The sequence below is a fragment of the Nocardia sp. CDC159 genome (genome assembly GCF_023740735.1).
GTDB classification, from domain to species: domain Bacteria; phylum Actinomycetota; class Actinomycetes; order Mycobacteriales; family Mycobacteriaceae; genus Nocardia; species Nocardia pulmonis.
The window spans coordinates 628,990-642,848 of record NZ_JAMRXH010000002.1; the positions used below are offsets into that span (position 1 = coordinate 628,990).

General features: G+C 69.5%; 5 protein-coding genes and 1 pseudogene. 2 read left to right on the forward strand and 4 right to left on the reverse strand.

Annotated elements, in window-relative coordinates:
• The first annotated feature begins 19 nt into the window (after positions 1 to 19).
• Positions 20 to 1,138: an epoxide hydrolase family protein gene (locus tag NDR87_RS06755; protein ID WP_251909590.1), complete on the forward strand. Its 1,119-nt coding sequence runs from the start codon at positions 20 to 22 to the stop codon at positions 1,136 to 1,138.
• Between the two features lie 51 nt (positions 1,139 to 1,189).
• On the opposite strand, the gene NDR87_RS06760 is transcribed toward NDR87_RS06755, so the two are convergent.
• The 4 genes and pseudogenes from NDR87_RS06760 to NDR87_RS06775 form a co-directional block, all read right to left on the reverse strand.
• Positions 1,190 to 4,789: a serine/threonine-protein kinase gene (locus NDR87_RS06760; RefSeq protein ID WP_251909589.1), complete on the reverse strand. Its 3,600-nt coding sequence runs from the start codon at positions 4,787 to 4,789 to the stop codon at positions 1,190 to 1,192.
• Positions 4,790 to 5,007: 218 nt separating this feature from the next.
• A complete protein-coding gene (locus tag NDR87_RS06765) occupies positions 5,008 to 7,161 on the reverse strand; it encodes a 3-hydroxyacyl-CoA dehydrogenase NAD-binding domain-containing protein (RefSeq protein ID WP_251909587.1) in 2,154 nt (717 codons plus the stop codon).
• A gap of 33 nt (positions 7,162 to 7,194) precedes the next feature.
• Positions 7,195 to 8,406, reverse strand: coding sequence for an acetyl-CoA C-acetyltransferase (locus NDR87_RS06770; protein ID WP_251909586.1), 1,212 nt, complete (start codon positions 8,404 to 8,406; stop codon positions 7,195 to 7,197).
• Between the two features lie 2,026 nt (positions 8,407 to 10,432).
• Positions 10,433 to 12,010 (reverse strand): annotated as a pseudogene (locus NDR87_RS06775) (DNA polymerase III subunit gamma and tau); the annotation flags it as partial.
• A gap of 978 nt (positions 12,011 to 12,988) precedes the next feature.
• On the opposite strand from NDR87_RS06775, the gene NDR87_RS06780 reads away from it, so the two are divergent.
• Positions 12,989 to 13,813, forward strand: a complete 825-nt coding sequence (locus NDR87_RS06780) for a hypothetical protein (protein ID WP_251909583.1) — start codon at positions 12,989 to 12,991, stop codon at positions 13,811 to 13,813.
• Positions 13,814 to 13,859 lie beyond the last annotated feature (46 nt).

Genomic DNA, 13,859 nt, shown 5'->3' on the forward strand with positions numbered 1-13,859 from the left:
GGAGAGCAAGGAGCACCTCATGTCCGACATCCGCCCCTTCCGCATCGAGATTCCGCAGGCCGATCTGGATGATCTGACCTACCGGCTGGCCCGTACCCGATTCGCCGCGGAACTGCCCGCGGAGCAGGTCGCGGGCAAGGTGGACCTCGGGATTCCGGTTCCGCCGGGCTGGGAGTACGGCGTGCCCGGATCGTTCGTGCGGCCGCTGCTCGAGCGGTGGCGCGACGAATTCGACTGGCGCGCGGTCGAGGAGAAGCTCAACGCCTATCCGCACTTCGTCACCGAGATCGACGGGCAGACCATTCACTTCGTGCACATCCGCTCGGCGAATCCGGCGGCGACGCCGCTGATGCTGACCCACGGCTGGCCGAGCACCTTCGTCGAGGGCCTGCGCCTGGTCGAGCGGCTGACCGACGAGTTCCACCTGGTCATCCCGTCCTATCCGGGCTTCGCGTTCTCGGGCCCGACCCAGGACATCGGCTGGACGCCGGAGCGGATGGCGGCCGCATTCGTCGAGCTGATGCGGCGGCTGGGATATGAGCGCTACGGCGTGCACGGCAACGACGGCGGCGCGATCGTCTCGCCCGAAATGGGCCGTCTGGCACCGGAAAACGTGATCGGCGTGCACGTCACCCAGATCTTCTCGTTCCCCAAGGGTGAGCCGGGCGAACTGGACGGCCTCGGCGAACAGGATCTGGCCTTCCTCCAATTCGGCCAGAAGTTCCTCGAGCACTCGATCCACGACTTCACCCAGCGCGCCCAGCCGCACACCCTGGCGCACGCCCTCTCCGACTCCCCCGCGGGCCAGCTCGCCTGGAGCGGCCAGCTGATCGGCACCCTGGACCCCGACGACATCCTCACCAACGTCGCGATCTACTGGTTCACCAACACCTCGGCCTCCTCGGCCCGCTTCTACTTCGAAAACGCCAAGGGCGAACACGCCACCACCCCCACCACCGTCCCCCTCGGCCTGGCCTCCTTCGGCTACGACTACAAGCCCCCGCGCAAGTTCGCCGACCGCGACCACGCCAACATCGTCCAGTGGAACGAATACCCCGAGGGCGGCCACTGGTCCGCCTACGAGGTCCCCGACCTCCTGGCCACCGACATCCGCAATTTCTTCGCGAAGCTGGGATAGCTCGAGCGATACCGTCCGGCCCGGTCGATCCGTCGACCGGGCCGGACGCGTTCACGCCAGCAGATTCACCAGGAAATTTCGCGGGATCTGCGGGCCGTCCGGCTGGCCGGTGCCGAAGGGAAGTTCGTCGCGCAGGGTGCGGAGGATGGCCAGGACGCCGGGCCCCGCGTCCAGCAGCGGTCTGGTCCACCGTAATTCGGCGCAGCGAATCACGGCGGGGGTGAGGGTGCCGATGGCCTCGCCGGTCCAGCCCGCGGCGGAGAGGCATTCGGACAGGAGCAGGGCGGTGTCGAGTTCGGCTCGGGGGCGGTGTTGTTCGACCATGCGGCCGTGCAGGGCGCGGGCTCGTTTGACGGCGGAGTCGTCGGCGCCCAGGGGGGCCAGGTCGTCGCCGATGTAGGCGTCGTAGCCGCGGTGGTGGCGGGAGAGCAGGGCGCGGATGGCGGCCAGTTCCTCGGCCTCCGCGGCCAGGGCGGTGGTGCCGGTGGCGTGGCGCATCGAGCGCAGCACCGGATCGTTCATGGTGGGGAAGGCGTCCAGGGGCAGGCCCAGGCGCAGGCGTTCGGCGCGGATGTGGGCGCCGAGGCGGGAGAGCTTGCGGTCGGCGGCGATTCGGGCGCCCTCGTCCAGGCGGGCGGCGGCGGTCTCCAGATCGCCGCGCACCGCCTTGACCCGCGCGCCGACCACGAAGGTGGTGACCATGAAGTCGACCGGGCCCACCCGGGCGACCAGCTGATGGCTCTGATCCAGCAGCCGCTCCGCGACATCCAGATCGCCGCGCCGGTAGGTCACCTCGCCCAGCAGCGCCGCCGCCACCCGCACCGCGTGCGAGCGCGGGCCGGAACGCTCCCGGGCGATCTGCCAGGCCTGCTCGAAACAGCCGGTGGCCGTCTCGATATCGAGCTGTTCGTAGGCCGCCGCGCCCTGGCCCAGCAGCCCGAAGACGATGCCCAGCGGATCCTTGGAGCGGGCGTGGTACTGCGCCGCCCACTCCTGCATGCCGCGGGCCCCGTCGAAATCGAAATCGCACAACCGCACGAACGACACCAGATTCGCCGCCGTCGACACCGTCCAGGCGGGTAGCTCGTCGGCCAGTTGCAGGCAGTCCGAAAGCCGTTCCAGCACACCGTCGGTGCGATCGCGAGCCACCTGATCGGCCGCCGCGAGCACGGCCGCCTGGCAGCGCTGGCGGATGGCGTCGGCGTCGGTCGGCTCGCTGCGCGCCAGCATGCTCGACAGCCGCCCCAGCGCGGTGCGCGCCGCACCGGACTGCTGCAGATTGATATTGGCCCGCGCCAGCGCCATCAGCAGCTTCGACCGCGAGGCCACCTGTTGCACGGGCAGTTTCGACACCGTGCCGAGCAGGGTCGCCAGCTTGGAGGTGTCGATGAGGTCCATCCCGCCGCTCTCCACCAGATCCAGCGCCAGCTTCAGGTCGGTGGCCTGCAGCGCGTGATCGACCGACTTGCGCAGCAGCTGATGTTCGGCGTACCAGCGGGATGCCTTGCGGTGCTGGGATTTCAGATTGCCTGGATGGACCCGCTCCAGCCGGGCCCGCAGTTGCTCGGCGAACAGCGGCTGGATCCGGAACCATTCCGGATCGTAGGCGACCCGGCTGATGAACAGCTCGCGCTGCTCGGCCTGCTCCAGCAGTTGCTCGGCATCGGCCTCCCCGCTCAGCGCGGCCGCCAGCGGGCCGTTCACCTTCTCGGTCACCGAGATCGACATCAGGAATTCCAGCAGCCGCGGCTCGAGAGTGTCGAGCACGTTCTCCGACAGGTATTCCCGGATGGTCTGATTACCGCCGGACAGCTGCCCGATCAGCCGCTCCGGATCGGCCGGGCCGTTGCCCGAGCCGCGCAGTGCCAGGCTCACCAGCTGGATCGCGGCGGGCCAGCCGTCGGCCGCCGCGTGGATCCGTTCCACCTGATCGTCGGTGAGGCCGAAGCCGTTGTGCGACACGAGGATCTCGCGAGTCTCCGGCACGGTCAGCCGCAGTGCGTTGCAGTCGATTTCGACCAGCTCGTCCCGCACCCGCATCCGGCTCAGCGGCAGTCCCGCCTGCTCCCGGGTGGTGACCACGAAGCGCAGATGATGACATCCGTTGTCCAGCAACGCGTCCATCGCCCGGTGCGCCCCGGCATCGCTGACCCGGTGCCAGTCCTCGACCACCACGACCACCGCCCGCGCGCTCGCGTGGATCTCGTCGATGAGCGTGGAGATCGCATACGACACCGCCTCCGGCGGGCGCTCCTCGAGGACCTGCTCGAGACCGGTGCCGATATCCGGGCAGACCCGCCGGATCGCCTGTACCAGATGGGCGAGAAACCAGACCTCGTTGTCGTCGTCGTGGTCGATGCCGATCCACGCCACCGCGACCCCGCGGTCGGCCAGCTCGCCGCGCCACTGCGCGGCCACGGTGCTCTTGCCGAATCCGGCCGGACCGTGGATCACCGCCAGCCGTCGCCGTCCACCCGCCCGCAGCACCTCGAGCAGGCGCGGCCTGGGCACCGGCTCCCGGCTCGGGGTGGGCGGGCGGAACTTGGTCGTCGGCGTGGGCGGCAGGGTGGGCGAGGCCACCGGTGTGGCCTCGCCGGGCGGGCGCAGCGACAGCGTGCCGCGGGGGCCGCTCACCATCGATCGGGTGCGCAGCGACGGATTGGCCGCGCTGGCACCGGGATTCGTACCGTTGCCGGTGTCCTCGGCATCGAGCCCGGCGTCCAGCAGCGCCATCTCGTCGGGCAGCTGATCGTGCGCCTGCTGCACCGAGCGCAGCAGCTCGCCCAGTTCATAGGCCGAGGCCGGGCGATCCGCCGGATCCGGGGACATCGCCCGTTCGATGACATCGGCCACATCGGCGGGGATGTCCTGTTCCCGCAGGTCCGGAATGGGCTGGGTGGTGATGCGCAGGAACTGCGCCACGATCTTCTCCCCGGATCGCCGCTCGAAGGCGGCATGCCCGGTGAGCAGGGCGAACAGGGTCGCGCCCAGGCCGTAGACATCGGAGCGCTCGGTCGGCTCCTCGCCCTTGAGCACCTCGGGGGCGGTGAAGGCGGGCGAACCGGTGATCATGCTGGTGGAGGTGCGAAACCCGCCCGGGATGCGGGCGATGCCGAAGTCGGTGAGCTGGGGTTCGCCGTAGCGGCTGAGCAGGACGTTGGCCGGTTTCACATCGCGGTGCAGCACGTGCACGCGGTGGGCGCTCTCGATCGCACCGGCCAGCTTCACCCCGACCCGCAGGGTGTCGGCCCAGGTCAGCGGGCCGTGTTCGCGTACGAGCCGTTCCAGCGAACCGTGTGCGGCGTACGGCATGACGATGAACGGCAGGCCGCTGGCGGTGACGTCGACCTGCAGGATGTCGACGATATTGGGGTGGCCGGACAACCGGCCCATGGCATGTTCCTCGCGTAGGAAGCGCTCGCGGCTCTCGTCGTCGATCTCCGACGACAGCACCTTCACCGCCACGATGCGGTCCAGGGCCCGCTGGGCACAGCGATAGACGACCCCGAAGCCGCCGCGCCCGATCTCCTCCGCATCGAACAGTCCCATCGCCTCGAGCTCATCGGCGACGCCGATGGGCAGGTGACGCTGGGTGGTGCTCGATTCCGCCTGTGTGTCGGTGCTGCGGACCTTGCCCGTGTGTGGATTCATGGCACCACCTCGAACGTTCCGCGCTTACTCCAACGTAGCGCGGTAGGAACTCACGCGTATGGAATTCCGATCACGGCACGCGCGGACCGACCAGTCCGAACGAAAATCCTTCGGACACAATACGGCCCGGACCACGAATTTCCGTGATCCGGGCCGTACCCGTGCGATCTAGAAGGTAAGGGGGTCAACCCTCGACCAGCGTCGAGAAGCTGTCGACCTTACTTGCGCAGCGAGGCCGGAACCTCGAAGCGCGGGCCGAACTTGGCGACCAGCTCGTCGGCGCGGGCCACGAAGGCCTCCTGGCCGCCCGGGTAGCCCACGATGAACTGGTGGGTGCCACCGGTCCAGGCCGGGAAGCCGATGCCGAAGATCGAGCCGATGTTGGCGTCGGCCGTGGTGGTCAGCACGCCCTCGTCGAAACACTTCTGGGTCTCGATCGCCTCGGCGAACAGCATGCGATCCTTCAGATCCTGGAAGGAGACGCCCTCGGGCAGCTCCGTCGAGGTCTTGAACAGCGAGCGCAGCTCCGACCACAGGCCCACGGCCTTGCCGTCGACGTAGTCGTAGAACCCGGCGCCGCCCGCCTTGCCCTTGCGGTCGTACTCGCCCACCAGCTTGTCGAGGATCTCGGCGGTGGCCTTGGCGGCGGCATCGATCTCGCCGCCCGCGGCCACGAGGGCCTCGGCCGTCTCCTTGTAGATCTTCTGCATGGTGGTGAAGTTCAGCTCGTCCGACAGCTTCAGCGGCGCCGCGGGGTAGCCCGCCTGCAGACCGGCCTGCTCGATGGTCTGCGGGTCCACGCCCTCGGCCAGCATCGTGATGGCCTCGTTGATGAACTTGCCGATCACGCGCGAGGTGTAGAAGCCGCGCGAGTCGTTGACCACGATCGGGGTCTTGCGGATCGCGAGGGTGTAGTCGTACACCCGGGCCAGCGCCTCGTCGGAGGTCTTCTCGCCCTTGATGATCTCGACCAGCGGCATCTTGTCGACCGGGGAGAAGAAGTGGATGCCGATGAAGTCTTCCTGGCGCTTGACCCCGTTGGCCAGCAGCGTGATCGGCAGGGTCGAGGTGTTCGAGCCGAGCAGCGCGTCGGCGTCGACGATGTCCTCGATCTCCTGGAAGACCTTGGCCTTGAGCTCCGGGTTTTCGAACACGGCCTCGATGACGAAGTCGACGCCCTTGAAGTCGGCCGGATCGGCGGTCGGGTGGATACGGTCCAGCAGCGCCTTGGACTTCTCCTCGGTGGTCTTACCGCGGGAGAGGGCCTTCTCCTCGAGCTTGACCGAGTAGTCCTTGCCCTTCTGGGCGTTCTCGAGGCTGACGTCCTTGAGCACGACCTCGATGCCGGCCTTGGCGGTGACGTAGGCGATGCCCGCACCCATCATGCCCGCGCCCAGCACGCCGACCTTCTTGATCTCGCGCTTGGGCACATCCTTCGGCCGCGAACCGCCGTTGTTGATCGACTGCAGGTCGAAGAAGAACGCCTGGATCATGTTCTTCGCGACCGGGCCGGTCAGCAGGTTGACGAAGTAGCGCGACTCGATCAGCGAGGCGTTGTCGAAGTCGACCTGCGCACCCTCGATCGCGGCGGCCATGATGTTCTTCGGGGCCGGCATGTTGGCGCCCTTGAGCTGCTTGCGCAGGTTCGCGGGGAAGGCCGGGAGGTTGGCGGCCAGGGCCGGGGTGGACGGGGTGCCGCCCGGGATCTTGTAGCCCTTGACGTCCCAGGGCTGCACGCCCTTGTCCGGGTTGGCCTTGATCCACGCCTTGGCGGCCGGGACCAGCTCCTCGATCGAGCCGACGACCTCGTTGACCAGGCCGATCTGCTGGGCCTTGGTGGCGTTGAACTCGTTGCCCTGCAGCAGCACCTGCATCAGGGCGTTCTGGATGCCGAACATCCGCACGGTGCGGGTGACGCCGCCACCGGCCGGGAGCAGGCCCAGCTTGACCTCGGGCAGGCCGATCTTGATGCCCTTGACGTCGGCCGCGATCCGGTAGTGGGTCGCCAGCGCGATCTCCAGGCCGCCGCCGAGCGCGGCGCCGTTGATGGCCGCGACGACCGGCTTGCCGAGCTGCTCGAGGCGGCGCAGCGCGCCCTTGATCTCGGTGAGCTCGTCCATCAGGGCCTGGGCGTCGTTCGGCCCGACCTGCATCATGTTCTTCAGATCGCCGCCGGCGAAGAAGGTCTTCTTCGCGGAGGTGATGACGACACCGGTGATGTCGTCCTTCTCGGCCTCGAGCCGGTCGACGGTGGCCGTCATCGACTTCTTGTAGAGGTCGTTCATCGTGTTGGCGCCCTGGTTGGGGTCGTCCATCGTCAGCACGACGATGCCGTCGGCGTCCTTCTCCCAGGCGATCATGTTGTCGGTCATAGTCTTTCGGTCTCCTGAATGAAAGTCTGGGCGTTAGACGCGCTCGATGATGGTCGCGACACCCATGCCGCCGCCGATGCACAGGGTCACCAGGGCGTAGCGGGCATTGCGGCGCTCCAGCTCGTCGACCATGGTGCCCATGATCATCGCGCCGGTCGCACCCAGCGGGTGGCCCATCGCGATCGCGCCGCCGTTGACGTTCAGCTTCTCGTCCGGGATGTTCAGATCCTTCTGGAACTTCAGCACGACCGACGCGAACGCCTCGTTGATCTCGAACAGGTCGATGTCGTCGACCGACAGCCCCGCCTTGGCCAGCGCCTTCTGGGCGGCCGGGGTCGGGCCGGTCAGCATGATGGTGGCGTCGGCGCCGCTGATGCCGGTCGAGACGATGCGGGCGCGCGGGGTCAGGCCGGAGGCCTTACCGGCCTCCTCGTTGCCGACCAGAACCAGCGCGGCGCCGTCCACGATGCCGGAGCTGTTGCCGCCGTGGTGGACGTGGTTGATCTTCTCGACGTAGTGGTACTTCTGCAGCGCCACCGCGTCGAAGCCGCCCATCTCACCGATCACGGAGAACGACGGGTTCAGCTTGGCCAGATCCTCGAGGGTGGTGCCCGGGCGCATGTGCTCGTCGCGGTCCAACACGGTCAGGCCGTTGACATCCTTGACCGGAACGACCGACTTGGTGAAGTATCCGCCGGTCCACGCCGCGGCGGCGCGCTCCTGCGAACGCACGGCGTAGGCGTCGACATCCTCGCGCGAGAAGCCCTCGATGGTCGCGATCAGGTCGGCCGAGATGCCCTGCGGGACGATGTAGTTCTCGTAGCTGGTCCACGGGTCCATGAACATGGCGCCGCCGTCGGAGCCCATCGGCACGCGCGACATCGACTCCACGCCACCGGCGATGACCAGGTCCTCGAAGCCGGAGCGGACCTTCTGGGCGGCGAGGTTGACGGCCTCCAGGCCGGACGCGCAGAACCGGTTGATCTGGGTGCCGCCGACGGTCTCGGGCAGGCCGGAGGTCAGCACGGTGGTGCGGGCGATGTCGGCGCCCTGGTCGCCGACCGGCGACACGACACCCAGGATGACGTCCGAGATGCGATCCTCGTCCAGGCCGGGGAAGCGGTTGCGCAGCTCCTTGACCAGACCGGTGGTCAGATCGATCGGCTTGACCGAGTGCAGCGTGCCCTTCTTGTTGCGGCCGCGCGGGGTGCGGATGGCCTCGTAAATGTAGGCCTCTGTGGTCATATCGGAGTTTTCCTTCCTAGGGGTGCGCCGACACCGTCGTGGGCGGTACCGCCGCGGGTAACCTCGCCGACCGGCCCGTTCGAGACCGACCGTCCATGTTCAGTTGTCTGCGGCACTCGCGGGCCCGTCGCCCGCACCGTATAACGCTGTACAAACCTCGGCAGGCATCGGCCGACGAGTTTCGCGGTGACCCGGTCGTCCGGGCCCACCATAGAACCTCGCCGCTGGCGATGCCGTTGCCCTCCCCAGTCGAAGTGCGCCGGGATCCGTGTGGACAGTGTACCGCCGGATGCGAACTCCGGTTAACTTAACGCCGTCGGGGAGGTGGCTGTCAACCGTCCAGCCGTGTGGCGCCCAGCTCAGTTCGGAGCAGCTCCAATGCCACCTCATCGGGGTCGCGCCGGTCGCCAGGGGGCACCGGCCGCGCCGACTCGGCGAGCATCTCCTGCTCCTCCTCGGGCGTAGACGCAGGTGGGACACCTACATAACCTACCGGCGAGTAGCCGTCGGGTCCAGGGTCGTCCGGAAGGTCCGGGCCATCGGGCAGCGGAATGTCGTCGTCCGGGGGCGCGAGCCGGGGCCCGGAATCGGCGTCCGACGGCCCGGATTCGGGCCCGCGCGCGGTCGGCGCGTCCGCACCGGCCGGGCGCGCCTGGCTCGGCCGGGTGAAGCGCGGGGACTCCTTGGCCTCCGGCTTGCGTGCCGAAGCCGCCGCGGGACGCGCGGGCGCGGCCGCGGCCTGGTTGCGCGCACCACCGGCGGACGCCGGGCGCGCCCCGCCCCCACCGGCCTCCCAGCGCACCCCGTGCTCGCGCCCGAGTACGGCATGGATTGCCGCCTGCACGGCCTCCACATACTTCGGATTCGACAACCGCTGCGCCAGCGGCGCGTGCTGATGCGCGAAGACGATGACCTCCCCCTCGAGCCGCGCCACCGAGGCCCCCGACAGCAGCGCGTGCACCGCCGCCCCGAACTCCCGCACCTTGGCCCGGATCTCCCCCCACTTCGCCTCGACCTCACGCAGGACCGCGTCCTCCCCGGCCCCCCCACCCGCATCCGGCCGCACCGCAACGGGCGCGTCGGCCTCCACCGCACTCCGCGAGCCGGGCTCCGCCACCATGGGCGCGGCGGAGGATTCGGCCATCTCCGCGGCACTCCCCGACTGTGCGGCGTCCGACGACCCGGCCGCGCCTGGCGAATCGGATCGTGCCGCAACCGACGACTCGGCGGTCCCCGCCGCACCCCGAGCGGCGTCCGACGATCCGGCCGCCGCCGCGCCCTGCGGATCGCCCTGCGCTCGAACCGACGATCCGGCCGTCTCTGTCGCTCCCCGCGGGTCGGCTTGCGCACGAACCGAAGACTCGGCCATCCCTGCCGCACCCCGCGACTCGTGCTGTGCAGCGTCCGACGATCCCGGCGTTCCCGCCGCGCCACGCGGGTCGCCTTGCGCCCCAAGCGACAGCCCGGCAGACCCCGCCGCACCTCGCGGATCGCCTTGCGTCTCGACCGACGGCCCGCCGGTCCTCGTCACATCCTGCGGATCGGCTTGCGCCCCAACCGATGACTCGGTCAGCCCCGCCGCGCCACGCGATTCGCGCTCTGCAACGACCGACGACTCGCCCATCCCTGCCGCTCCACGCGGATCGGCTTGCGCCGCAACCGATGACTCGGCCACCTCTGTCGTGCTCCGCGACTCGGGCTGCGCGGCGACCGACGACCCCGCCGCCTGTGCCGCACCTCGGGGCTCGGGCTGTGCCACGCCCGGCGATCCGGGCGCCTCTGCCGGACTCCGCGGCTCGGGCTGCGCCTCGCCGGGCGCGACCGACTCTGCCGCACCCCGCGGCTGCGCGACCCTGAGCGGCACCGACGCCTCGGCGTTCTCCGCCGGTGCGATCGAGGGCCGAGTCGGCGGAGCCGCGGAGGACTGGGCAGCGGGCAGATCTGATTGCACCCCAATGGATTTCACGTATCCGCTCGAGCCCGGGCCGGACGCGGCGGATTCGGCACCCGAACGCGGCGATGTCGAAGCGCTCGCCGAGTCGGCAGCCGGTTCGGCCGGATGCGGCCGGTCGTGGGCGGCGGGCCGCGTCGTGTCGGGCGGGGCCGCACTCGCCGGGCCGGGCTCCCCGGTGAGGGTCTGAGCACGCTGGGCCGGATGCGGGCGCGGCTCGGCGGCCGTCGAGCCCCCCTGATGCGCCGCGGGGTTTGCGGTCACGTCGGGGTTCGGAGTCGTGTCCTGCGATGCGGCGGGACCTGCGGGTGCGTCCTGCGCCGCCGCGGGCGAACCCGTTGGCGCGCTGGACTTTCCGGCTCGGCTCTCGCGAATGGCCGCCAAGGCCTCGGCGCCCCGGCGGCGAGAGCCGCCCGCGGGCGGCGCGGCGGCGGGGGCCGAATCCCGTGCGGGCGCACTCGATGCCGGGCCGGGATTCGCGGCCGGGGGCAGGGCGCCGCCCTCCAGGCGGCGTTCCAGGCGCTCGAGGCGTTGCAGCGTCGCGGATTCGGAGTCGGAGACCGCGGGCAGGAGCATGCGGGCGCAGACGACCTCGAGCAACAGGCGGGGGGCGGTGGCGCCGCGCATCTCGCCGAGGCCCTCGTGCAGGAGCTCGGCGTAGCGGGCCAGGGCGGCGGGGCCGAGGCGGTCGGCCTGGTCGCGCATGCGGTCGAGGACGTCGCCGGGGCCGGTGACCAGGTTGCGCTCGACGGCGTCGGGGACCGCGCGCAGCAGGATGAGGTCGCGGAAGCGCTCGAGCAGGTCGGTGGCGAAGCGGCGGGGGTCGTGGCCCGCCTCGACCACGCTATCGATCGTGCCGAACAGGGCCGCGCCGTCGTCGGCGGCCAGCGCCTCGACCGCGTCGTCGATCAGGGCGATATCGGTGACGCCCAGCAGGGCCAGCGCCCGCTGATAGGTGACGCCCTCCGGGCCCGCACCGGCCAGCAGCTGATCGAGCACGCTGAGGCTGTCGCGCGGGGAGCCGCCGCCCGCGCGAATCACCAAGGGGTACACGGCCTCCTCGACCCGCACGCCCTCTTGCTCGCAGATCCGGCCGAGCAGCCCGCGCATGGTGGCGGGGGGCAGCAGCCGGAAGGGGTAGTGGTGGGTGCGCGAGCGGATGGTCGACAGCACCTTGTCCGGCTCGGTGGTGGCGAAGACGAAGATCAAATGGGCGGGCGGCTCCTCGACGATCTTGAGCAGCGCGTTGAAGCCCGCCGTGGTGACCATGTGCGCCTCGTCGACGATGAATACCCGATAGCGCGATTCGGCCGGGGCGTAGAACGCGCGGTCGCGCAGTTCGCGGGTGTCGTCGACGCCGCCGTGGCTCGCGGCGTCGAGCTCGATGACGTCGAGGTTGCCCGGCCCACCGGGCGCCAGCGCGATACAGGACGAGCACACCCCGCACGGGCGCGAGGTCGGCCCCTGTTCGCAGTTGAGCGAGCGGGCGAGAATGCGCGCCGAGGAGGTCTTGCCGCAACCGCGCGGGCCGGAGAACAGGTAGGCATGACTGATCCGCCCGGTGTCGAGCGCGATGCTCAACGGGTCGGTGACGTGCTCCTGCCCCACCACCTCTGCGAACGTTGCCGGTCGGTACTTCCGGTACAGAGCCACGGCCCGAGGGTACCGGCGCGCACCGACATCCAATACATGCGCTGGCCCCTGTCCTCGGCCTGGCGGCCGAGGACAGGGGAATCGGGGGAACGGGCCGGTCGGTCGGGGAATCGAGGAACGGGCGGATCGGTCCGAGAATCGCGGCAAACAGGGCGCAAGTGTTCGGGTGTCACCCACCGGAGCGCGGAACAACAGCGCGCGGGGTACGCGGCGTAGGGCACCGAACACAGGGGCCGGGCGTTGCCCATGCGCACTGGGGCGGGCACGGCGCGCCAGACGCGGAATAGGACACGGGCCGCGGACATAAGGCACGACAGGGGGCACGAAGCGCGGACGGGACACGGAACGCAGGCCAGGGCGCAGGGGACACCGGGGGCGACCACGAGACAAAGCGCACCAGGCGCGGGAGAAAGGCCGCAGGCATAGGGCGTGGGTGACGCACGGGCAAGGGGCGCGGCGCACGGACGCTCCGGCACGCGGCACGGACAAGGAGTCGGAGGCGCGAAACGCGCATACAGGAAGGGAAGCGAGAGTACGGGTGTGGGAATCGGGTGAATGGGGTGAGGAATCGGAAGCAAGGGACGAAAAGGTGTGACTCAGCTCACAATCATTCCTCGATCCCGTTAGCGGCGGGCGCACGTGGAGGGTGCGGCGATCTTCGGGGGGAAGAAATTCGACCTACAACCAAATTCCGGCGTTTACCGGGCTTGATCTCGCGTGCGGGCGGAACTTACCGACCAATTCCCCGATTAGTCCGGACAATTGCCTACGTAACGATCTTGTCAACGAATTGGCAATATCCGCAATTGACTGGCTAACGTGGTCGTCGGCAACTTCGGTAGCCAAACCTTCATCAGGTTGGTGTCCCCGGTCGGTCCCTCATCCCGACCGGGGCACAACCTCTCCCAAGACCCGGCGGGAGTTCTCGCATCGGTCGTTCGCGAACCCTCCCGCACCAGCCCGGAGGAAAAGTCGACAGTGCCGTCGCGTGACGACATCGCCGCCGCTTGGCTCGCCCATACAGATTTCGCCGGAAACCGCGCCGCCGTAGGCCTGTTGAGCCGCGCCATCAGCCCGCGGGACTTCGCGTTGAACCGGGACTCGCTACCGGTCACCGCCGCGGCCGACCCCAAGACCTCCGCCGCCATCCTGGAGCTGCTCGATCGCGGGCAGGTCCCGACACTGGCGGCCATCCGCACCCTCATCGTGCAGAACGAGATGCGGCAGGAGGCCGAGCGCATCGAGCGCCTGGGCAGGCGCGCCCAGCGCAGTATCGATGATTTCGGACGACTGCTCGCCACCCGCACTCACGAATACTGGGCCGAGCACGGAATCGGACCCACCCGGCGCGACATCCTGCTCACCGATCCGGTGCTGGCGCTGATTCGCGAACGCGTCGGCGATATCGCGCCGAATGCGATCAAACATCTCTGGTTGATCGAACGCGCCCAGCGCGCGGGCTGGATCGCATTCAACGCCACACCCCGATCTTTGTGCGCCGCAAGGCGTTTCCATTCGGCAGCATATGGCAATCGGGTGTCGCTGCGTCCGGTGAATACGATCGGCACTCTCGTCGCCGGATTTCTCGCCGCCTACGAATCCGAACACGGCCGCCCGCCCCGCTGGTCGGTACTCGCCCACGATCTGCGCGACGACCGCGGCCGCCGGGTGTTCAACGACACCGCCGACGCGCGGGCGCAGCAGCAGTGGCTGATCACCGCGGAATGGCTGGCCCTGCGCGACGATCTGCCCGTGCCGGGACCTCGGGGCCGACGCGCCCTGGCCCGCAAGTCGCGACGCTGACCGTTCGGTAACTTCCTTGCAACGCGATCGCGCGTGAAAGGAGTTG